20 protein-coding genes are annotated in these 21,057 nt (G+C 73.6%); 16 read left to right on the forward strand and 4 right to left on the reverse strand.

Annotated elements, in window-relative coordinates; genetic code table 11:
* Window positions 1-336: 336 nt before the first annotated feature.
* From OG896_RS24180 to OG896_RS24205, 6 genes are all read left to right on the forward strand, one after another.
* Window positions 337-1,059, forward strand: coding sequence for a hypothetical protein (locus OG896_RS24180; protein WP_329368603.1), 723 nt, complete (start codon window positions 337-339; stop codon window positions 1,057-1,059).
* Window positions 1,056-2,588, forward strand: a complete 1,533-nt coding sequence (locus tag OG896_RS24185; protein WP_329368605.1) for a serine/threonine-protein kinase — start codon at window positions 1,056-1,058, stop codon at window positions 2,586-2,588. Before OG896_RS24180 ends, OG896_RS24185 begins: the two co-directional genes overlap by 4 nt.
* 69 nt (window positions 2,589-2,657) lie before the next feature.
* A complete protein-coding gene (locus OG896_RS24190) occupies window positions 2,658-3,398 on the forward strand; it encodes an HNH endonuclease family protein (RefSeq protein WP_329368607.1) in 741 nt (246 codons plus the stop codon).
* A 167-nt stretch (window positions 3,399-3,565) separates the two neighbouring features.
* A complete protein-coding gene (locus OG896_RS24195) occupies window positions 3,566-4,243 on the forward strand; it encodes a SurA N-terminal domain-containing protein (protein ID WP_329368609.1) in 678 nt (225 codons plus the stop codon).
* A 146-nt stretch (window positions 4,244-4,389) separates the two neighbouring features.
* The gene (locus OG896_RS24200) at window positions 4,390-5,493 is read left to right on the forward strand and encodes a nucleoside triphosphate pyrophosphohydrolase (protein WP_329368611.1); all 1,104 of its coding nucleotides are present in this window, start codon (window positions 4,390-4,392) and stop codon (window positions 5,491-5,493) included.
* A 5-nt stretch (window positions 5,494-5,498) separates the two neighbouring features.
* On the forward strand, window positions 5,499-6,200 hold the full coding sequence (locus OG896_RS24205; RefSeq protein ID WP_329374239.1) for an endonuclease V: 702 nt from the start codon (window positions 5,499-5,501) through the stop codon (window positions 6,198-6,200).
* 53 nt (window positions 6,201-6,253) lie between these two features.
* Here the strand turns inward: OG896_RS24205 and OG896_RS24210 are convergent, their stop codons facing one another.
* On the reverse strand, window positions 6,254-6,841 hold the full coding sequence (locus OG896_RS24210) for a Uma2 family endonuclease (protein ID WP_329368614.1): 588 nt from the start codon (window positions 6,839-6,841) through the stop codon (window positions 6,254-6,256).
* 180 nt (window positions 6,842-7,021) lie between these two features.
* On the opposite strand from OG896_RS24210, the gene OG896_RS24215 reads away from it, so the two are divergent.
* From OG896_RS24215 to OG896_RS24255, 9 genes are all read left to right on the forward strand, one after another.
* On the forward strand, window positions 7,022-8,314 hold the full coding sequence (locus OG896_RS24215) for a cytochrome P450 family protein (RefSeq protein ID WP_329368616.1): 1,293 nt from the start codon (window positions 7,022-7,024) through the stop codon (window positions 8,312-8,314).
* Between the two features lie 171 nt (window positions 8,315-8,485).
* Window positions 8,486-9,544 carry a transglycosylase family protein gene (locus OG896_RS24220; protein ID WP_329368618.1) on the forward strand — a complete coding sequence of 353 codons (1,059 nt, stop codon included), beginning with the start codon at window positions 8,486-8,488 and terminating at the stop codon, window positions 9,542-9,544.
* A 504-nt stretch (window positions 9,545-10,048) separates the two neighbouring features.
* A complete protein-coding gene (locus OG896_RS24225) occupies window positions 10,049-10,759 on the forward strand; it encodes a transglycosylase family protein (RefSeq protein ID WP_329368619.1) in 711 nt (236 codons plus the stop codon).
* Window positions 10,760-10,957: 198 nt separating this feature from the next.
* Complete coding sequence (gene eno, locus OG896_RS24230) at window positions 10,958-12,238, forward strand: phosphopyruvate hydratase (protein WP_329368621.1); 1,281 nt, start codon at window positions 10,958-10,960, stop codon at window positions 12,236-12,238.
* 165 nt (window positions 12,239-12,403) lie between these two features.
* Window positions 12,404-12,913, forward strand: coding sequence for an FtsB family cell division protein (locus OG896_RS24235; RefSeq protein WP_329368624.1), 510 nt, complete (start codon window positions 12,404-12,406; stop codon window positions 12,911-12,913).
* Between the two features lie 104 nt (window positions 12,914-13,017).
* Window positions 13,018-13,533 carry a DUF501 domain-containing protein gene (locus OG896_RS24240; RefSeq protein WP_328464797.1) on the forward strand — a complete coding sequence of 172 codons (516 nt, stop codon included), beginning with the start codon at window positions 13,018-13,020 and terminating at the stop codon, window positions 13,531-13,533.
* Window positions 13,530-14,483 carry a Ppx/GppA phosphatase family protein gene (locus OG896_RS24245; protein WP_329368626.1) on the forward strand — a complete coding sequence of 318 codons (954 nt, stop codon included), beginning with the start codon at window positions 13,530-13,532 and terminating at the stop codon, window positions 14,481-14,483. Before OG896_RS24240 ends, OG896_RS24245 begins: the two co-directional genes overlap by 4 nt.
* Before the next feature lie 332 nt (window positions 14,484-14,815).
* Complete coding sequence (locus OG896_RS24250; protein ID WP_329368628.1) at window positions 14,816-16,036, forward strand: acetyl-CoA C-acetyltransferase; 1,221 nt, start codon at window positions 14,816-14,818, stop codon at window positions 16,034-16,036.
* Window positions 16,037-16,368: 332 nt separating this feature from the next.
* Window positions 16,369-17,247, forward strand: coding sequence for a hypothetical protein (locus OG896_RS24255; protein WP_329368630.1), 879 nt, complete (start codon window positions 16,369-16,371; stop codon window positions 17,245-17,247).
* A 63-nt stretch (window positions 17,248-17,310) separates the two neighbouring features.
* Here OG896_RS24255 and OG896_RS24260 read toward each other — a convergent pair whose 3' ends face one another.
* Window positions 17,311-17,637, reverse strand: a complete 327-nt coding sequence (locus OG896_RS24260; RefSeq protein ID WP_328464789.1) for a hypothetical protein — start codon at window positions 17,635-17,637, stop codon at window positions 17,311-17,313.
* A 134-nt stretch (window positions 17,638-17,771) separates the two neighbouring features.
* On the opposite strand from OG896_RS24260, the gene OG896_RS24265 reads away from it, so the two are divergent.
* The gene (locus OG896_RS24265; protein WP_328464787.1) at window positions 17,772-18,005 is read left to right on the forward strand and encodes a DUF4287 domain-containing protein; all 234 of its coding nucleotides are present in this window, start codon (window positions 17,772-17,774) and stop codon (window positions 18,003-18,005) included.
* Between the two features lie 96 nt (window positions 18,006-18,101).
* Here OG896_RS24265 and OG896_RS24270 read toward each other — a convergent pair whose 3' ends face one another.
* Together OG896_RS24270 and OG896_RS24275 are read right to left on the reverse strand one after the other, a co-directional pair.
* Window positions 18,102-18,890, reverse strand: coding sequence for a Bax inhibitor-1/YccA family protein (locus OG896_RS24270; protein ID WP_329368632.1), 789 nt, complete (start codon window positions 18,888-18,890; stop codon window positions 18,102-18,104).
* A 118-nt stretch (window positions 18,891-19,008) separates the two neighbouring features.
* Window positions 19,009-21,012, reverse strand: a complete 2,004-nt coding sequence (locus tag OG896_RS24275; protein ID WP_329368634.1) for a hypothetical protein — start codon at window positions 21,010-21,012, stop codon at window positions 19,009-19,011.
* Between the last annotated feature and the right edge of the window lie 45 nt (window positions 21,013-21,057).

A 21,057-nucleotide genomic window follows, 5' to 3' on the forward strand; every position in this document is an offset into this window, starting at 1 on the left:
TACGGGACGACGCTGTGCCGGCGGGACCCCGCGCGGCACGGGCACCGACCGGGTGCCGCGAACGGTCCCCGCCCCGGCGTCCGCGGGCGAAGGCGCGGGCGAAGCGCGGGCGAAGCACGGACGGTGCACGGACGCCGGGTCGCGCCGGGGAACCGGGCCGGCCGAAATAGTTATCCACAGGTCGGGGGTGAGCGGGGGACGGCCGCGCTCTGCGGCCGATACGCTCACAGGGTGTTCGCCGATGGGTGGGCGCGGGCACCCGCGGTGTCCGTGTGGCGGCGGACGTCGAGCAGTCACCGCCCGCCGTCCGTGGCCCGACGACCCAGGAGCACCCACATGTACGGCCCAGGTCCGGTGACGCAGGGGCCCAAGCCCGCACACCCCACGACTGCCGTCGTGCTGCGGGTGATCCTCACCGTGCTGCCGGTGGTCACCCTGGGCTTCCTCGCGTGGTGCTCGATGCTGTACCTGGCGGTGCTGCGCAAGCGCACCTCCGACTGGCTGATGCTGGCCGTCGCGGTCGGCATGGCGGTGATCGCCGTGGTCTGCTTCGGGCTGTCCGACGACGACAACGACTGGCAGGCCAACACCGGCGGCACCCTCATCCTGATCTGCATGTTCGGCGGCGCGGTGTACTTCCTGGTCGCCGACATCCTCAGGTACCGCACCGGCCACCAGGGGTGGCCCGCCGCGGCCGGCTACCCGCAGCCGAACCCGTACGCCACCGGCTACGGCACCGGCGGCCCGATGGTGCCCCCGCCGCACCAGGGCTACCCGGCCCCGCGGCAGTACCCCGGTCCGGCCGCCCACCCGGCCCCGATGCAGGGCGCGCCGAACATACCCAGCATGCCCAGCGTGCCGAACGCGCCGGTGAACCAAGGCCCGTCCACCCCGCCGCCGGTGAACCGTCCCGCCACCCCGACCCCCGTGCCCCGTCCCACCCCGCCGCCGGCCCCCCGCATCGACCAGGTCCGGGCCGAACTCGACGAGCTGAGCGACTTCCTGCGCAAGGAGCGCGGCGACAGCCAGGACAGCGGTGAGGGCGAGGGGGCCAGGTGACCGGTCGGCTCATCGCCGGGCGGTACGAACTGGCCGCGATCATCGGCCAGGGCGGCATGGGGCAGGTGTGGACCGCGTACGACCGGCGGCTGGACCGCCGGGTCGCGGTGAAGCTGCTGCGCCCCGACAAGGTCGCCGGCGGGGACAACGTGGAGGAGCTGCGGCAGCGGTTCGACCGCGAGTGCCGGGTCACCGCCCAGGTCGACCACCCCGGCCTGGTCACCGTGCACGACGCGGGCGCCGACGGCGACGAGCTGTATCTGGTGATGCAGTACGTGGAGGGCAGCGACCTCGGCGACCACCTGGCCGCGCACACGCCCTACCCGTGGCCGTGGGCGGTCGCCGTCGGCGCGCAGTTGTGCGCCGCGCTGTCGGCCGTGCACGCCGTCCCGATCGTCCACCGCGACCTCAAGCCGCGCAACGTGATGATCAGGACCGACGGCACCGTCACCGTGCTCGACCTGGGCGTCGCGTCCGTGATGGACACCGACACCACCCGGCTCACCCACACCGGCTCGCCGATCGGCAGCCCCGCGTACATGGCGCCCGAGCAGGCGATGGGCGGCGCCATCGGCCCGCGCACCGACCTGTACGCCCTGGGCGTGGTGCTGCACGAACTGCTCGGCGGCGAGGTGCCGTTCGGGGCGCCGACGGCGCTCGGCGTGCTGCACGGCCACCTGTACGAGCCGCCGACGCCGCTGCGCCGCATACGCCCCCAGGTGCCCGAGCCGCTGGAGGCCCTGGTGCTGCGGCTGCTGGCGAAGGACCCGCAGGACCGCCCGGAGGACGCGCAGGACGCCTTCCGGCAGCTCGTCGCCCTGGTGCCGCCCGGCGGGCCCCGCTCCGCGCCGCTCGGCCCGATGGACCCCACCCGGCCGTTCCTGCGCCCGCACGCCCCCTGGCCGGACAAGCCCGCGCCCGCGCCGCTGCCCGAACGCCCCGCCTACCCGCCGGCGGTGAACTCCGCCGGCCCCGACCTGGCCGCAGCCGTCGACGAGGTGCGCCGGCTGCTGGCCGCGGGCCGGATCACCCAGGCCGTGGACGTGCTCGGCGGGCTGCTGCCGGCCGCCGCAGAGAAGCACGGCGAGCACTCCCCGGTGCTGCGCAGCCTGCGCAAGCAGTACGCCGCCACCTTGATGGAGGACGGCCAGTACCGCCGCGCTCTGCCCGAACTGCGCCGGCTGTCCGAGGAGTTCGCCTCCCAGTACGGCGGCGCGGACCGGCAGGCCCTGCAGTACCGCTACGAAGCGACGCAGTGCCTGGAGCAGTTGGGCGACACCACCTCCGCGCTGTCCGAATACCGCGTCCTGCTGCCCTACTTCGAGCGCTGGGCCGCCACCGACCCCGGGCCGCCGCTGGAGATCCGGCGCCGGATCGGGCACCTGCTGCTGTCCGTCGGCGACCGGCACGCGGCCCGCGACGTGCTGACCCGCCTGCTCTACGACGCCGAGCGGGTGCGCGGACTCCACCACCCCTTCCCGGCGGAAGTGCGCCGTACGCTCGCCTGGTTGGGGCAGGTTCAGGGGTAGGACCTGCCGTTCGGCAGGGCGGGAGGGGCGGGTGGCGCCCCGGACGAGCGAACTTCCGAGGTGTGATCGATGGGCATACGCAGGACGCGGGCGCTGGCCTGCACGGCGGTACTGGCCGCGACGCTGGGCGTCGCCGGGTGCAAGGACACCAGCCTGGGCGCGGACCCCACCAGCAGCGCGAGCAGCGGCGGCAACACCGGTGCCACCGGCGGCGATCCGGGTGCCACCCCGAGCGCCGCCCACGGCAGTGCGCTGGCCGCCGCGAACGCCCTGAAGGTCAAGGGCCGTGCCCCGAAGACCGGTTACTCCCGCGACCAATTCGGCCCCGCCTGGGCCGACGTGGACCACAACCACTGCGACACCCGCGACGACATACTGCAGCGCGACCTCACCAAGAAGACGTACCGGGCCGGCACCAAGGACTGCGTCATCACCGGCGGCACCCTCGCCGACCCGTACACCGGCACGCGGATCGTCTACAAGCGCGGCGCCAGCAAGGTCGACATCGACCACGCCGTGGCCCTGTCCGACGCCTGGCAGAAGGGCGCCCAGCAGTGGTCCAAGGACCGCCGCGAGGACTTCGCCAACGACCCGCTGAACCTGCTCGCCGTCGACTCCTCCACCAACCGCCGCAAGAGCGACGGCGACACCGCCACCTGGCTGCCCCCGAACACGTCGTTCCGCTGCTCCTACGTGGCCCGCCAGGTCGCCGTGAAGAAGAAGTACGGCCTTTCGGTCACCTCCGCCGAGCAGGCCGCCATGCGCAAGGTGCTGAACACCTGCCCGAAGCAGCTGCTTCCCACCGGCTGACCGGCCGCAACCCTCCCGGCCCGGATCACGTTGTGCAGAGTGCTGGATATCGGCCGCCGTTGGTCAATATCCTCGTGCTCGATCATCCATCACGCCAGGAACGCGAGACGCGAGACGCGAGGAGAACCTCCCCGCTGTTCCCCGCCGTCACCCGCCGGGAGGCACCCATGGTCCGCCGCCGTACCGCCGTCTCCACCGCCGCAGTCGCACTGCTGCTGGCCTCGCCCGCACTGACCGCGTGCGGGTCGGGGCCCAACCGCACGGGCGCGGCCGCGGTGGTCGGCGACCAGCGGGTCACCGTGTCGACCGTGCAGGCGCGCGTGTCGGACCTGCGGACGGCCGCGAACGGAAACCCGCAGGCCGCGCAGGCGGTGTCCGGCGCCACCCAGCTGCCGACCCAGGTGCTCAACGTGATCGTGCAGACCCAGGTGGTGGACAAGGCGCTCGCCGACAAGGGGCTGACGGTGTCCGCGGGCGAGGTGCAGCGGGAGTACGACGCCGAGGTGCAGCAGCTCGCCGGCGGCTCCCAGAAGAGCTACGAGGCCGGCATGCTCGCGCAGTACGGCACGCCGCCCGACCAGATCGACAGCTACCTGCACGAGAAGATCGCGATCACGAAGATCATCGCGGCGCTCGGGTACCAGCCGGGCAGCGACGGCGGCGAGAAGGCGCTGGAGGACTACATGGTGCAGACCGCCAAGTCGCTCCATGTGCACATCAACCCGCGGTACGGCGTCTGGGACGGCAAGAGCGCGTCCATCGGCAAGGTCAAGGACCCGTGGGTGATCGACAAGACCCCGGTGACGAGCCCTGACGACACCGCCGCGCCCACCGACGTCGCCTGAGCGCCTCGCCGGACCTGAGCGCTCCGCCGGACCTGAGCGCCTCGCCGGACCCTGACCGCCTCGTCGCCCGCCCGCGCCCGGCCGCCCGCCCCGTCGATCGCCGGGCGGGTGATCGCCGGGCCGGCGGCGCGCGGTACGTTCGAGGGGTGACCGAAGAACCCGCCGCCGTGCCCCCCGGGCGCCTGGTGCTGCTCACCATGAGCGACCGGGTCGCGCCTGGCCTGCTCTCCTGGCCCGCGTGGCAGGTGCTGCGCGACGCCGACCGCGTGCTGTGCGCGGACCCGGACCACCCGCAGCTGCCCTACCTGCGGCAGGCCGGCGTCACCGTCGAGACGGCGCACCCGACCGGGCAGCAGCTGGTGGACGCCACCGCGGGCGGCCGCACCGTGGTGTACCTGCCGCCGGACGCCGGCGCGGACCCGGCCGTCACCGACGAGCTGGCCCGGCTGGGCGGCTCCGGCCGGGTCGCGATGCCCGAACTGGAGCTGCTGCCGGGGTCGTACGACCTGCCCGGCGCGCGACTGCTCGACCTGGTGCGGGTGATGGACCGGATCAGGGCCGAGTGCCCGTGGAGCAGCACCCGCACCCACGAGGACCTCGCCGCGTACGGCATCGAGGAGATGTACGAACTCGTCGAGGCGATCGAGGAGGGCGACCGGACCGCCGTCCGCGAGGAGTTGGGCGACGTGCTGCTCCAGGTGGTCTTCCACGCGGCCATCGCCGAGGGCGACCCGGAGGAGCCGTACGGCATCGACGACGTCGCCGCGGGCCTGATCACCAAGCTGATCCACCGCCACCCGCACATCTTCGGCGACGAGCAGGCCCGGACCCCGGAGGAGGTCCACGCGATCTGGCTGCGGCGCAAGGGCGCCGAGAAGGCCCGGGAGTCCGTCACCGAGGGCGTCCCGGTCGCCGCCCCCGCCCTCGCGCTCGCGGCGAAGCTCGCCGGCCGCGCGCGGGCCGCGGGACTCCCGCTGCCCGCCGTCCCGGCCGCGCCCGGTGCCGGCGACGAGACCGCGCTCGGCGACCACCTGCTCGCGGAGGCCGCCGCCGCGCAGTCCGCGGGCATCGACCCGGAGCGCGCGCTGCGGCAGGCCGCACGCCGCTACCGGGCCGCGACGAAGGCCGCGGAGGCGCGTCGCGCGGCGCAGACCGGTAGCGGTAGCGGTACCGCTACCGCTACCGGTCCGTCGGGCGACGCGGACGCCGACGCCGCCGACACCACCGGCCGTACCGTGGAAGGCGGTTGACGCCGGTGCGGCTGGACGTCCCCTATGCCTGGCCGGCCGGCGAGGCCGAAGCCCTCGCACTCCAGGAGCGGCTGCGGCCGCACACCGACCACCGCGGCCCCGGGCCGGCCGCGCCCCGCCTGGTCGCGGGCCTCGACGTCGCCTACGCCGGCGACGGGCGCGGCACCGGCGACCTGGTCGCGGCCGCCGTCGTGGTGATCGACACGGCGACCCTCGGCGTGGTCGAGCGCGCCACCGCCGTCGCGACCACCGCCTTCCCGTACGTTCCGGGCCTGTTCGCCTTCCGCGAGCTGCCCGCCCTGGTCGCCGCGCTGCGCAAGCTGACGACCACCCCCGACCTGCTGCTGTGCGACGGGCACGGCCGCTCCCACCCGCGCCGCTTCGGCCTCGCCTGCCACCTCGGGGTGCTCACCGGCCTGCCGACCGCGGGCGTCGCCAAGACCCCCTTCACCGGGCGGCACGACCCGGCCGCCCTCGGCCCGGACCGCGGCGACCACGCCGACTTGGTGGACGACGGCGAGGTGGTCGGCCGCGCGCTGCGCACCCAGAGCGGCGTCAAACCGGTCTACGTCTCCACCGGCCATCTGATCGACCTGCCGACAGCCTGCGCCCGCGTCCTGGACCTGTCCCCGCGCTACCGCCTCCCCGAGACCACCCGCCAGTCCGACCGGCTGTGCAGGGACGAACTGGCGGCAGCGGCCGGATGACGACACCGGTTCCCGCCGGTCGTTCCGTCGCGGTGGTCCCGGGTCGTCCCCGATCAGTCCAGGGTCAGTTCCATCTCGATGGGGAACGGGACGGCCACCTTGAGCTGATGGTGGTGGATGCCGGTGATGACATACGTGCCGCTGGCGGGTTCGAGTTCGTAGACGTAGACCACTGGTTCCTCGCCATTGCGTTCAACGCGCCAGAAGTGCTCGATGCCGGCCCGGGCGTACTTCTGGGGCTTCGCCGTGCGATCCCGCTCCACCGACTCCTGCGAGACCACCTCGATGGCCAGCCTGACGTCCGCAGGCTCGTAGGAGGTCTGCTCGGGCCCCTTTCTCGCCCGGCGCGGCACCACCATCAAGTCCGGCTCCGGCCGGTCGCGCTCGCCCAGCCTTGTCGTCATCTCGCGTACGACGTAGAACTCCTCCGGCACCTGCGTACGCAGCCCGTACTCCAGCAGCCACAGCGTCGCCATGCGGAAATGAGTCCGCGGACTCACGAAGAACAGCCCTCCGTCGATCATCTCGGTGTGTGCCGGGAGGCCCGGAATGCGGTCCAGGTCGTCCGCGGTCCACCCACCGGGCGGCGGCACGGGCCAGGTGAAGCCCGTGCCCTGATCGCCTTCGGCTGCGGTGCTCATCAGCGCTCCCATGCGACGGATTTTGGCGCGTACGGAAAGCGTACCCAGGCCGGACGACGATCCCTCACCCGAACGGGTGAACCGAGCCCGCCGGGACCGCGCTGACCAGGGGAAATGTTGCCCCGGTGGCATCGTCCGCCCGGGCCCGGCGCAAGCGAGGGCGCCCGATACGGTCAGGGGGTGACCGACCTACCCCCGCCGCCGCACGGCACGCCCCCGGCGCAGCCGGAACTGTTCTCCTGGGAGTTCGCCACCGACCCCTACCCCGCGTACGCGTGGCTGCGCGAGCACGCGCCCGTGCGGTGGACGACGCTGCCCAGCGGCGTCGGGGCGTGGCTGGTGACGCGGTACGCCGACGCGCGGCAGGCGCTGGCGGACGGGCGGCTGAGCAAGAACCCGGTGCACCACGCGGGGGAGTCGGTCGCGAAAGGGAGGACCGGCATCCCGGGGGAGCGGACCGCGGAGCTGACGACGCATCTGCTGAACATCGACCCGCCCGACCACACCCGGCTGCGCCGCCTGGTGTCGAAGGCGTTCACGCCGCGTACGGTCGCGGTCTTCGAGCCGCGGGTACGCGAGTTGACGGACGGTTTCATCGACGCGTTCGCGGGCCGGGGCGAGGCGGACCTGATCCACGAGTTCGCCTTCCCGCTGCCGATCCACGCCATCTGCGACCTGCTCGGGGTGCCGAGGCAGGACCAGGACGACTTCCGGGACTGGGCCGGGATGATGGTGCGTCACGCCGTGCCGGGCCAGGGTGGCGGGCCGCGCGGCGGGGTGGCCCGGGCGGTGAAGAAGATGCGGGCGTATCTCGTCGAGTTGATCCACCGCAAGCGCGGCGACCTCGGCGACGACCTGATCTCGGGGCTGATCCGGGCGAGCGACCACGGCGAGCACCTGACGGAGAACGAGGCCGCCGCGATGGCCTTCATCCTGCTCTTCGCCGGCTTCGAGACCACCGTCAACCTGATCGGCAACGGTGTGCACACCCTGCTGGCCCACCCCGCGCAGCGCGCCGCCCTCCAGGAGTCGCTGGCGGCCGGGGAGAGCGCGCTGCTGGAGTCCGCGGTCGAGGAACTGCTGCGCTACGACGGCCCGGTGGAGATGGCGACCTGGCGGTACGCCACCGGGCCGCTGGAGATCGGCGGCCGGCCGATCGCGGCCGGCGACCCCGTGCTGGTGGTGCTGGCCGCCGCCGACCGCGATCCGGCCAGGTTCGCCGCGCCGGACACGCCGGACCTCGCCCGCCGCGACAACCCGCATCTCGGCTACGGGCACGGCATCCACTACTGCCTGGGCGCGCCGCTCGCGCGGCTGGAGGCGAGGACCGCGTTCGCCGCGCTGCTGACCCGCCTGCCGGACCTGCGGCTGGCCGTGGAACCGGCCGAACTGCGCTGGCGCGGTGGCCTGATCATGCGTGGACTGCGTACCCTGCCGGTGGAGTTCACCGCCGAGGCCACGCCCGTCAGGTGACGCGGCGTCAGCACCGTGATCGCGACGTGATGATCGCTACACCGACTTGTGACGCACTGGCCAAGCCCGCTACGTTCTGCGGTCAACGCAAGGCGTGTACCGCGTGGCCCGTGGCACGACGCGTGGCAGGGCCCACGGAAATGGCTTACGGCTTGAACGAAAGGCGACCGCATGCTCTCGTCCGGTAACGGCCGGCACCGACGCCCCCGGCAGGCCCCGGCGGCAGTGGTGACCGTGGCGACCGCCGCCGCGACAGGCGTCGGTATCGCGCTCCCCCTGATCAGCGCCGGCTCGGCCCAGGCGGCCGACGCGACCACCTGGGACAAGGTGGCGGCGTGCGAGACCGGCGGCGTGTGGGGCGCGAACACCGACAACGGCTTCTTCGGAGGTCTGGCGATCACCCAGGACACCTGGGACCAGTACGGCGGCGACGCGTACGCCAAGCGGCCCGACCTCGCGACCCGGGCGCAGCAGATCACCGTCGCCCAGAAGATCCTCACCGACCTCGGCCCCAACGCGTGGCCGGGCTGCGAGCTCACCACCGGGCTGCTCATCGACACCGCGACGCCGGACGTCGACCCGACCGCCACGCCGGTGCCCGACCCGTCGGGCCCCACCGGCATCCAGCCGAGCTCCGGTGCGACCACCGCGCCGTCCGACTCCGGCACGCCCACCACGTCGCCGACCACGCCGGACGACCCGGGCACCCCGACCACGGGCACGCCGACCGACCCGGGCACGCCCACCACCGGCACCCCGAGCACGCCGCCGTCCGGCTCCGGCACGCCCACCACGTCGCCGACCGCGCCGACCGGCTCGGGCACGCCGACCACGGGCACGCCGACCGACCCGGGCACGCCCACCACCGGCTCCGGCCGGCACGGGAAGCCGTACGACCCGACCGACGACGAACTGGCCGCCCAGGACCGGGCCACCAGGACCGAGGTCTTCTCGACCGCCGACCCCACCCCCGCCTCCGACGGCGCGAACGGCGGCGGCAGCGGCAGCGGCAGCCAGGGTGCCCACCGGACCAAGCCGTCCACCGGGCAGCCCGCCGAGGGCAAGAGCACCACCGACGGTTACGAGGTCGGCTCCGGCGACTCGCTCTCCGGCATCGCCGCCGCGCACCACGTCGCCGGCGGCTGGCACCAGCTCTACGAGACCAACCACGCCCTCATCGGCGACGACCCCAACCTCATCAAACCGGGACAGATCCTCAACCTCGGCTGAGCGGAAGGCGCGTGGCGGCCGGAAGACAAACCGGACGTATCAACTCCCGGCTGCCGCCGCCGATGTGACAAGGGTCTCGCGGCCTCGTTCGGCCGTTCGATCGTCAACTCGCGAATGCCACCCTCCCGACCTGCGCCGATATCCACCCGCCGAGCGTGAGCGCGCAGTTGGAGCCCGCCGCCGGAATGTTTGAAGAACCCGGTGCGGTGTGCTTAACGTCTAAGCGCTCGCCACAGCGGGCCCCGTTCGGAGCGGAACGCCGAGTCCTGCCGCCGCCCCACGGGAACAGTCGACGCGAAAGCGCCGCAGGCAGGAGCGGGGGACCCAAGGTCTTCCGCCGGACCAGCCGCACGCCGCGGCGACGGACAGCGACCGTCGCGGCCACCGCGGCAGCACGGTCCGGCTCGGGGTGAAGCCGAATCGCCGCCTGAGGCGGCGCGGCCGGGCAACTCACGTCCGAACCCGACAGCTCACCTCGTAGGCGTCGGTGAGGGCTATAACAACATGGGTAAGCACCGTCGTGCCTCGAAGAGGTTTGTCCGCATCGCCACGCTCGCCGGAGTCGCCGGCACCGCGATCACCGTTCCGCTGATCGCCAGCACGTCCGCCTCCGCCGCCTCCGTCGCCACCTGGGACGCGGTCGCCCAGTGCGAGTCCGGTGGCAACTGGTCCATCAACACCGGCAACGGCTACTACGGCGGCCTGCAGTTCTCGCAGTCCAGCTGGGAGGGTGCGGGCGGTCTGCAGTACGCCCCGCGCGCCGACCTGGCCACCAAGGACCAGCAGATCGCGATCGCCGAGAAGCTGCTCGCCATGCAGGGCCCGGGTGCCTGGTCCTGCGCGTCGGCCGGCGGCCTGACCTCCGGTGGCCCGTCCCCGGACATCAACCCGTCCGGCTCGTCGTCCTCGTCGTCCTCCTCCTCGTCGTCGTCGAGCACGCCGTCCACCCCGGCCGCGTCCGCTCCCTCGAAGTCGACGTCGACCAGCACGCACACCGGCACCTCGCAGAGCAGCCGCAGCACCACCCGGCACGCCGCGCCGACCAGCATCCCCAAGGGCGACGGCGAGTACACCGTGGTCAAGGGCGACAGCCTCTCCAAGATCGCGGCCGCGCACCACGTGTCCGGCGGCTGGCACAAGCTGTTCTCGCTCAACCACGACATCGTCAAGGACGCCGACCTGATCTACCCGGGCCAGCACCTGCACCTGAGCTGAACACCGGGTAACACCGGAACGAAGGTCCCCACCGCCCCGGCCGGGCGCGCGCACCGAACCGCGCGCGCCCGGCCGGCGCGTTCCCGCGGGACCGCGGCCGCCGGCCGTCTCAGGGGTCGGGCCTTCCGCCAACGCGGGTGGGGAAGCCGGTTAGGCTCGTCCTGATAAAGACGAGAAGACATCTCAGAAGGAGACAACGTGCCGTCCATCGACGTCGTCGTAGCCCGGGAAATCCTCGACTCGCGAGGCAACCCCACCGTCGAGGTCGAGGTCGGCCTCGACGACGGCAGCACCGGCCGCGCCGCGGTCCCGTCCGGCGCCTCCACCGGCGCCTTCGAGGCCCTCGAACTGCGTGACGGCGAGAGCGACCGCTACCAGGGCAAGGGCGTGCGCAAGGCGGTCCTGTCGGTCAGCGACCAGATCGGCCCCGAGCTGGTCGGGTACGACGCCACCGAGCAGCGCCTCATCGACCAGGCGATGCTCGACCTGGACGCCACCCCGGACAAGTCCTCGCTCGGCGCCAACGCCATCCTCGGTGTGTCGCTGGCCGTCGCGCACGCCGCCTCCGAGGCGTCCGACCTGCCGCTCTTCCGCTACCTCGGCGGCCCGAACGCGCACGTGCTGCCGGTCCCGATGATGAACATCCTCAACGGCGGCTCGCACGCGGACTCCAACGTCGACATCCAGGAGTTCATGATCGCCCCGATCGGCGCCGAGTCCTTCTCGGAGGCCGTCCGCTGGGGTGCCGAGGTCTACCACACCCTCAAGGGCGTGCTGAAGTCCCGCGGCCTGTCCACCGGCCTCGGCGACGAGGGCGGCTTCGCGCCGAACCTCGGCTCCAACCGCGAGGCCCTCGACCTCATCGTCGAGGCGATCAAGCAGGCCGGCTACGCGCCCGGCCAGGACGTCGCGCTCGCGCTCGACGTGGCCGCGTCCGAGTTCTACAAGGACGGCAAGTACCAGTTCGAGGGCGGCGAGAAGTCGGCCGCCGAGATGACCGAGTACTACGAGGACCTGGTCGCCTCCTACCCGCTGGTCTCCATCGAGGACCCGCTGTTCGAGGACGACTGGGACGGCTGGAAGGTGCTCACCGACCGGCTCGGCGCGAAGGTGCAGATCGTCGGCGACGACCTGTTCGTCACCAACCCCGAGCGCCTGCAGAGGGGCATCGACCACGACACGGCCAACGCGCTGCTGGTGAAGGTGAACCAGATCGGCTCGCTGACCGAGACGCTGGACGCCGTCGAGCTGGCCCAGCGCAACGGCTACAAGTGCATGATGTCGCACCGCTCCGGCGAGACCGAGGACGTCACCATCGCCGACCTCGCCGTCGCCACCAACTGCGGCCAGATCAAGACCGGCGCCCCGGCCCGCTCCGAGCGCGTCGCGAAGTACAACCAGCTGCTGCGGATCGAGGAGATCCTGGACGACGCCGCGGTCTACGCCGGCCGCAGCGCCTTCCCGCGCTTCAAGGGCTGAACGCCGCCGCGGACGGCCGCTGAGAGCCCCCGGGCTCCCGGCGGCCGTCCACCGCTCGGCGGCTGACGTCCCGTCAGCCTGCGGACGTCCCCGCACCCGGTCCCGTACCGTGGGGCGGGGACGTACGCATCTGACCGTCAGCAGGACGGCGAGGGGAGTCACGGCGTGGGGTCGGACCGCTTCTCTGACCGCTTCACCACCTCGGCCCGGCTCAAGGCCATCGGCCAGGAGGCGCAGGCGCGCGTCTACCGTGCCGCGGCCCGGCGGCCGGTGCGGCGCAACAAGCTCACCGGGCGCGCGGCGCTGCTGGCGCTGGTGCTGTGCGCGCTCGTGGTCGCGCTCGCCTACCCGACCCGGCAGTACATCGCCCAGCGCTCCGACATCGCCGACCAGCGCCGCGCCGCGCAGCAGGCCAAGCGGAAGGTCGAGCAACTGCGCGAGGAGAAGGCCCGCTGGCAGGACCCGGACTACGTCCGCACCCAGGCCCGCGCGCACCTGCACTTCGTGCTGCCGGGCGAGACCGGCTACTCGGTCGCGGGCACCGCCGGCACCGGCGACCCCGACCCCGCCGCCGAGCGCCGCGCCACCGACGAGGCCGCCGCGCACCGCCCGTGGTACGACAACATGTGGGACGGCGTCGACCAGGCCGACGCGGCAGCGGCCCCCCGGCGTTGACCGCCGAAGCCCCCGCGGGCCCCGGCCCGCGGTCCTGCTCCGCCCCGCCGCCCGTCCCGACCCCCGCCGCCCGAACTCCCGCACACCGCAAAGCAGAACGGCTCATGGACACCACCCCGGAACAGACCCCGCCCACCGAGTCCGACATCGCCGCCGTGCGCGCGCAGCTCGGCCGCGAGCCGCGCGGCCTGCGCGCCGTCGCGCACCGATGCCCCTGCGGCAACCCGGACGTCGTCGAGACCGCGCCCCGGCTGGAGGACGGCAGTCCCTTCCCGACGACGTACTACCTCACCTGCCCGCGCGCGGCCTCCGCGATCGGCACCCTGGAGGCGGAGGGCGTGATGAAGCGGATGACCGCCCGGCTCGCCGAGGACGAGGAGCTGGCCGCCGCCTACCGCGCCGCCCACGAGGACTACCTCGCCCGCCGCGACGCCATCGAGGTGCTGCCCGGCTTCCCCAGCGCGGGCGGGATGCCCGACCGCGTCAAGTGCCTGCACGTGCTCGCCGCCCACTCGCTGGCCGCGGGCCCGGGCGTCAACCCGCTCGGCGACGAGACGCTCGCGCTGCTGCCCGAGTGGTGGGCCAAGGGCCCCTGCACCGGTGAGGGGACCGCCAAGTGACGGTACGGGTGGCCGCGATCGACTGCGGCACGAACTCGATCCGGCTGCTGGTCGCCGACGTCGACCCGGCCACGGGCGGCCTCACCGACCTGGACCGGCGGATGCGGATCGTCCGACTCGGGCAGGGCGTGGACCGCACCGGCCGGCTCGCCCCGGAGGCGCTGGAGCGCACCTTCGCGGCCTGCCGGGAGTACGCCGAGGTGATCGGCGCGCACGGGGTGGCGCCGGAGCACATCCGTTTCGTGGCCACCTCCGCGTCGCGCGACGCGGAGAACCGCGACGACTTCGTGAACGGTGTCGTCGCCCTCCTCGGGGTGCGCCCGGAGGTGATCTCCGGCGCCCAGGAGGCGGAGTACTCCTTCACCGGCGCCACCCGCGAACTGACCGGCGCCCCCGACCTGGCCCCGCCCTACCTGGTGGTGGACATCGGCGGCGGCTCCACCGAGTTCGTGCTGGGCGACCGCGAGGTGACCGCCGCCCGCTCGGTCGACATCGGCTGCGTGCGGATGACCGAGCGCCATCTGCTGGTGGACGGCGCGGTGGTGGACCCGCCGACCCCCGAGCGGGTCGCCGCGATCACCGCCGACATCGACGCGGCCCTCGACCAGGCGGCCGCCGACGTCCCCCTCGACCGGGCCCGCACCCTGGTGGGCCTGGCCGGTTCGGTCACCACGATCTCCGCGATCGCCCAGGACCTGCCCGCCTACGACCCGGCCGCGATCCACCACTCCCGGGTCCCGGTCGAGCGGGTCCGCGAGATCACCGGCCGGCTGCTGGCCGCCACCCACGCCGAGCGCGCCGCGATCCCGTCGATGCACGAGGGCCGGGTCGACGTGATCGCCTCGGGCGCCCTGGTGCTGCTGCGCATCATGGAGCGCACCGGCGCGAAGGAGGTCGTGGTGAGCGAGCACGACATCCTCGACGGCATCGCGTTCGCGGCGGCGGGTTGAGCGGGTCGCGCGGTTCTTGAGCGTTGATCGGGTCGAGCGGGTCGAGCGGGTCGAGCGTTGATCGGGTTCGGCGGGTTCAGCGGGTCGGCGGTCGCGCGGCTTGATCGGCTTGATCGGCTCGCGCGGATTGAGCGGGGCGAAAACGGGTATGGCGTAGGCGTCCGCGGGTAAGCAAGCGCTCAGAAAGTATCCCGCATCACAGCGGCGGCCTGGTGACGCGCTCCGCTACGTGCGGGTAACTTCCCAGGGGGCCCGGCGACGGCCCCACGCCGCGCCGGCCGGCGCCGCACCTGCCGGCCGGCGGTCCCGCCGCCTCGAAGAGGAGTGTCGCGATGCCCGAAGCCGTCATCGTCTCAGCCGCCCGTTCGCCCATCGGGCGTGCCTTCAAGGGCTCGCTGAAGGAACTGCGCCCGGACGACCTGGCCGCCACCATCATCAGGACCGCGCTGGAGAAGGTGCCGCAGCTCGACCCGCGCGACATCGAGGACCTGATGCTCGGCTGCGGCCTGCCCGGCGGCGAGCAGGGCTTCAACATGGCCCGGATCGTGGCCGTGCGGCTGGGCATGGACCACCTGCCGGGCTGCACCGTCACCCGCTACTGCTCCTCGTCGCTGCAGACCACGCGGATGGCGCTGCACGCCATCAAGGCGGGCGAGGGCGACGTGTTCGTGTCGGCGGGCGTGGAGATGGTCTCGCGCTTCACCAAGGGCAACTCCGACAGCCTGCCCGACACGATGAACCCGCTCTTCGACGAGGCGCGGGCACGTACCGAGAAGCGCGCCGAAGAGGGTGGCGGGCAGTGGCACGACCCGCGCCAGGACGGGGCGGTGCCCGACGCGTACATCGCGATGGGCCAGACGGCCGAGAACCTGGCGGCGCTGAAGGGCATCAGCCGCCAGGAGCAGGACGAGTTCGGCGTCCGCTCGCAGAACCTCGCGGAGGAGGCGCTCAAGAACGGCTTCTGGGAGCGCGAGATCACCCCGGTGACGCTGCCGGACGGCACCGTGGTCGCCAAGGACGACGGGCCGCGCGCGGGCGTCACCATGGAGGGCGTGGCGGGCCTGAAGCCCGTCTTCCGCCCCGACGGCACCGTGACGGCCGGCAACTGCTGCCCGCTCAACGACGGCGCCGCCGCCCTGGTGATCATGTCCGACACCAAGGCGCGCGAGCTCGGCGTCACCCCGCTGGCCCGGGTGGTCTCCACCGGCGTCTCCGGGCTGTCCCCGGAGATCATGGGCTACGGCCCGGTGGAGGCGTCCAAGCAGGCGCTCAAGCGGGCGGGCATGGCCATCGGCGACATCGACCTGGTGGAGATCAACGAGGCGTTCGCCGCGCAGGTCATCCCCTCCTACCGGGACCTGGGCATCGACCTCGACCGGCTGAACGTCAACGGCGGCGCCATCGCGGTCGGCCACCCCTTCGGCATGACCGGCGCCCGGATCACCGGCACGCTCCTCAACAGCCTTCAGTTCCACGACAAGCAGTTCGGCCTGGAGACGATGTGCGTCGGCGGCGGCCAGGGCATGGCGATGGTGATCGAGCGGCTCAGCTGAGCCGAGCCGAAGCGGGCCGAGCTGAGCATCGAATCGCGCCGAACCGGGCTGAGCTGGGCCTTGTCACGGCGCGCGATGACGCGACTTCTTTGTGTACGCAGTGTGACGTAAGTCGCAATCAAATTGCCCCCGGGGCGTGATTTTCCCGGGGGCGTTCGCGTTTTCCCAGGTCAGGTCGGGTGTTACGGAACCGGGCAAGGGGGCAGACCTGTTCAATTCATGACGTTCCGCACTGCAAAGGCCAGGGGTTTACCGGCAGAGTGAGTGAGGGGGAAGTTTCGCCCACCGTCCTGGTGGGCATTGCTCGGGTCGCATCAGTCGGGAGTAGCTCAGTGAGTGTGAACTTCACCGTCCTGCTGGTCGCCGCGGGACTCGCCGCGGCCGCGGGCGCCGCCGCCCTGCTCACCGCCCGCGGCACCCGCCGCGAACTGTCCGCCCTGCGCCGCGATCTGGCCGGGCTGAGCGTTCCCGGGCCCCGGGACGGCGCGAGCGACATCCGCACCGCCGTCGCCGAGGCGCTCGCCGAGGAGCGCGAGCGCGAACTGGCCGAGGCGCGCGCCTTCTGGGCCGAGCAGGAGGCCCGGGAGAGCGCCGGCGACACCGGACTGCCGCGCGGCCCCTTCGGCGCGTCCAGCGGCGGTCCTGGCGCCCTGGCGGACGATCCCGCCGACCTCGCCGGCCACCGCGACTACGAAGTCCCGCCGGTGCTGCCCTACCTGCCCCGGCAGGCCGACTTCGCCGGGATCGAGCCCGGCGGCCCGGACGCCGTCGCCTTCGAGGCGGCCCTCGACGCCGCCGCCGACCCCGAGGCCCCGGACACCCCCGAGATCGCCCGCCCCGACGCCACCCGCCCCGCGCCCGGCGCGATCCCGCACCCCTCGGGCCCGGACTTCGCGCCCTCCCCGGTGGTCGCCTCCCCGGACCAGACCGCGGACCGCCTCTCCGACCTCGCCGACGGACGTATCCCGCTGTCCGACGTCCGGCCCGGCCCGCTCGGCACCCTCGACGTCTACGTCTTCGCCGACGGCACCACGCTCTGCATGACCCCGGGGCACCGCGAGACCGCCCTCAAGCTCAGCGAGGCCCTCGACCGCGGCGAGGTCCCCGTGCTGCGCGGCGGCTCCGCGATAGCCGGCGCCTACGCCCTGACCTTCGCGTGCGGCGACGAGGCCGTCTATGTGCTCGCCGACCGCGTGGTGGCGTCGCTGTAACGCCCGGGCCCGGCCGGCGCCGGGGCCGCGACGCCCCCGCGGGCGCCGCGAACGCCCAAGGGGTCAGCCGATGCTCTTCGCGGCCCGTGCCACCCGCTCCAGCGCCTCCGTCACGACCGCGGCGGCCCTGTCGGGCTCGACCGAGCCGAGGGCCATCGCCAAGTCATGGCCGGCGACCGCGAGTTGGTCGCCCACGATGAACATCCCGTCGTTCGGCATGCGGTGCGGCGCGCGGTCCGGGAACTCCAGGGTCTCCGCCTGGACGGCCAGCCAGCGCGCCAACTCCAGTGCCTCGGCGGCGGCTCCGCCCTGGAGCCTGCGTTGCGGGAGCGACCGCAGCCGCCCGGCGAGACGGTCGACGGCGGTGTGCAGCGCGGTGCGATCGGACATGACCGCGACCCTACCCGCGCGCCCGGCGCACCCGCGCGGTGCGGCTTCGCACCGATATCCGCACGCCCGGGATGGTTGCCAACGAACGACCTCTCGGGCACGGTGGGGTGACCGGATCGCACACCGGAGGCGCCATGTACCCCACGCACATCTCCGACGAAACCCACCGGAACCTGATCGACCGCATCCCGCACTGCACCGGCCGCGAGGTCAGCGAGTGGCTGCGCGACCTCGCCGACGGACCCTCCCTCCTCCGCTTCGACGAACGCGTGAGCTGGCTGCGCAGCGAGCACGCCCTGTCCTACGGCCACGCCAAGGCCCTCGTCCACGAGTACGACCTGCGCCGGGCCAGGCGCAACCTCCTGTAGCGGCTGGTCCGGACTCCGCCCGGGTCCGTCCGGACCCCGCCTGGGTCTGTCCAGACCCCGCCTGGCTCCGTCCGGCTCGGTCCGGTTCCGTCCGGCTCAGTCGCGCAGGATGGAGATCAGGCGCAGGAGTTCGAGGTAGATCCACACCAGGGACAGCGTCAGGCCGAACGCGGCGAGCCAGGCGTGCTGTTGCGGTACCCCGTGCCGGATTCCGTCCTCGACCTGCTGGAAGTCCAGCGAGAGGAAGAAGGCGCCGAGGAGGATGCCGAGCGCGCAGAAGGCGATGCCGAGCCCGCCGGTGTGAATCCCCAGCGTGTCGCCGCCGCCGAAGGCGGAGAAGAGCAGGTTGACCACGATCGCGATCAGGAAGGCGACCGAGACCGCCAGCCCGATCCTGCGGTAGCGCGCGGTGACCCGGATGAGGCGGGTCCGGTACGCGAGCAGCATGCCGCAGAAGACCGCCACGGTGCCGAGCACCGCCTGGACCGGAGCGCCCTGCCACGCCTCGTTGTAGGTGCGGCTGAGGACGCCGAGGAAGACGCCTTCGAAGAGGGCGTAGCCGATGATCAGGGCGGGCGACGGTGTCCGCTTGAACGACTGCACCATCGCGAGCACGAACGCGATGACCGCGGCGCCGATCGCGAGGCCGTACCGCTCGGGCAGCGCGAACCAGCCGAGCAGCACGCCGAGTACGACCGTGCCGAGGGTCGCCGCGGTGCGGGCGACGACGTCGCCCATCGTCATCCGGCCGGTCCGCGCGGGCCCGGCGGAGGGGCGGGCGTACATCGTCTCCAGCTGTGCGGCCGTCAGGTCCCGCGGCTGCTGGGAGGTTCCGCCGCCCTCGGTGAAGCCGCGGCCGGTCAGCACGGGGTTGCTGCTCTTCATCACGGTCCTCCGATGCCGCGCGCTGCGGCTGCCCCCAGGGTAGGTGCAGGTCAAAAGGGCCGCATGGCGGCGGAGAAGGGGTGGCGGCGGGGCCGAGAAGGGGCGGGGCCGGTGCGGTTCAGCGCCGCCGGCGGCGGAAGAGACCCCTGCGGGCGGGCCGCGGCGGCGGGCCGGCGGGCTGCGCGGCCGCGGCCGGCCGCGGGTCGGATGCGGTGCCCGCGTGCGTGCCTGACCCCTCGTCCGTGGCCGCGGTCGCAGGCGGTTCCGTATCCGTGCCCGTGCCCGTGCTGTCGGGCTCCTGCTCGGCGCGCCCGATCGCGGCGAGCAGGTCGCGGGCCAGGTCCGTATAGGTCGCGTCCAGCCACGGGCACAGCAGCACCAGGCGGCACAGCGAACCCAGCACGGTGACCTCGCGGGTGCGGTACGCCTTGGCCGCGGCGAGCATCCGCTCGGTGACCCGCAGCCCGACGTCCTCGCGCACGGAAGGGTCGACCCAGGCGGTGGCCACCATCGCGAAGGAGGCCGTCTCGGCGAGCCAGTCCTCGGGGCCGTCGAGCAGGTCGAGCAGCACCGAGCGGCGCAACGACCGCGGCCACGGCTCGTCGGTGCGGTGGTGGGCGACCCCGAGGCAGGCGAAGGTCTGCACCGCGCGGACCCACAGCTCCGGGCGGTACGCCCGCAGGTAGCGGCCCTGCTCGTCGTCGGGCGGCTCGGGCGGGTGGACCATGACGCCGAGCAGGTCCGCCAGCGGCAGCCCGGACAGCCGCACCCCGTGGTCGTAGGCGGCCGGGATGTGCGGCCAGGACGCGGCCGCCGTGTCCCGTACCAGCCGCGCGGCCTCGGGGGAGGGCGGGGGCACGGCCGGGTGGGCGATCAGGCCGTCGTACGCCCACAGGGTGCGGCCGACCGCGCCGACCGGCTCGCGCGGGTCGGGGTCGCCGACGGAGCGGCCGGCCACCTCGCCGTTCGGGAAGGACATCAGGAAGGTGAGCACCGCGCTGGGCGGCTCGATCATCGACGCGGTGAGCTGCACCTGCCGGCCGCGGGCGGCGTCCGCGTCCGGGCTGCGCAGGAGCTGGTGCAGCACGTTGACGGTGGCCTCGGTGGCGCCCGCCACCACGCCGAGCCACGGCCGCCACTCGCTGTGCCGGGCCAGCACGGTCGCCGCGTAGGAGTGGTCGGGGTTTGCGCGCAGGTGGTCGGCGAGGGCCAGCAGGTGGGCGGCGTCGCCGTCGGCGGCGTACCGGACCCCGAAGACGGCCGGGCCGGCCTGCGGGTCGTCCGGGCGCGCCGCGGCGGCCCGTTCGGCCCACGGCAGGCCCTGCGCGGCCCGCCCGGTGGAGGCGTACAGCTCGGCGATGTCGACCATCAAGGACAGGTCGGTGGCGTCCCTGGCGATCTCCTCGCGCCACACCCGCAGCGCGTCGTCGGGCCGCCCGGCCGCCCGCAGCGCGTAGCCGAGCATGATGCTGGGGATGTGGTCCGGCTGGAGCCGGTGCGCCCGCTCGGCCCAGGCCACGGCCTGGTCGGTGGCGCCGATCCGGCGGGCGAGCGCCGAGCCGATCGCGGCCAGCCGCGCGTCGTCCGGGTGGTGTTCGACCACGGCGGCGACGAGTTCGTGGAAGGGCGCTATCGCCTCGCGGCCCGGTTCGGGCAGCGGGTCGGGCAGCGCGGTGACCATGTGCGCCAGCGCCTGGGTCACCACGTCGGCCGACAGCAGCCCGGGCAGCGCCTCCTGGCCGAGCCAGGCGACATGCGCCCACGGGTGGTCGTACCGGGCCCGGATCGCGCCCGCGATCAGCAGCACCGCCTCGCCCCACTCCTCGCAGGCGGCGAGCAGGTGCGCACGGCAGACCACCGCGCCTACGAACGACCGGTCCGGCGGGAAGAACACCAGGGCAGCGGCCGGTCCGCCGGCCCGCCCGGCCAGTTCGGTGAGCGCCTCGTGCGCGTCGGGCAGCCGCGGATCGGCGGCGAACGCGCTGCCCAGGTGGTCGGCGGCGTGCGTCAGGTCGCCGCCGTCCATGATCAGCCGGGCCAGTGCCACCTCGCCCTCCGCGGCCAGGCGTTCCGCTCCGTCGTCCCGGTTCGGGTCCGTGCCGTGCGTGTGCCGTTCGTCCATCTGCCCCCACCCCTCGGTCCCGCGTGGGCCGCACCCGGCCGGCGT

The organism is Streptomyces sp. NBC_00669 (genome assembly GCF_036226785.1).
Classification (GTDB): Bacteria; Actinomycetota; Actinomycetes; order Streptomycetales; family Streptomycetaceae; genus Actinacidiphila.

Excerpts from the sequence above, each read along its gene's own strand:
- OG896_RS24180 (WP_329368603.1), top strand. The coding sequence starts at position 337 with ATGTACGGCCCAGGTCCGGTGACGCAGGGGCCCAAGCCCGCACACCCC.
- OG896_RS24190 (WP_329368607.1), top strand. The coding sequence starts at position 2,658 with ATGGGCATACGCAGGACGCGGGCGCTGGCCTGCACGGCGGTACTGGCC.
- OG896_RS24195 (WP_329368609.1), top strand. The coding sequence starts at position 3,566 with ATGGTCCGCCGCCGTACCGCCGTCTCCACCGCCGCAGTCGCACTGCTG.
- OG896_RS24210 (WP_329368614.1), bottom strand. The coding sequence starts at position 6,841 with ATGAGCACCGCAGCCGAAGGCGATCAGGGCACGGGCTTCACCTGGCCC.
- OG896_RS24220 (WP_329368618.1), top strand. The coding sequence starts at position 8,486 with ATGCTCTCGTCCGGTAACGGCCGGCACCGACGCCCCCGGCAGGCCCCG.
- OG896_RS24225 (WP_329368619.1), top strand. The coding sequence starts at position 10,049 with ATGGGTAAGCACCGTCGTGCCTCGAAGAGGTTTGTCCGCATCGCCACG.
- OG896_RS24240 (WP_328464797.1), top strand. The coding sequence starts at position 13,018 with ATGGACACCACCCCGGAACAGACCCCGCCCACCGAGTCCGACATCGCC.
- OG896_RS24250 (WP_329368628.1), top strand. The coding sequence starts at position 14,816 with ATGCCCGAAGCCGTCATCGTCTCAGCCGCCCGTTCGCCCATCGGGCGT.
- OG896_RS24260 (WP_328464789.1), bottom strand. The coding sequence starts at position 17,637 with ATGTCCGATCGCACCGCGCTGCACACCGCCGTCGACCGTCTCGCCGGG.
- OG896_RS24265 (WP_328464787.1), top strand. The coding sequence starts at position 17,772 with ATGTACCCCACGCACATCTCCGACGAAACCCACCGGAACCTGATCGAC.
- OG896_RS24270 (WP_329368632.1), bottom strand. The coding sequence starts at position 18,890 with ATGAAGAGCAGCAACCCCGTGCTGACCGGCCGCGGCTTCACCGAGGGC.
- OG896_RS24275 (WP_329368634.1), bottom strand. The coding sequence starts at position 21,012 with ATGGACGAACGGCACACGCACGGCACGGACCCGAACCGGGACGACGGA.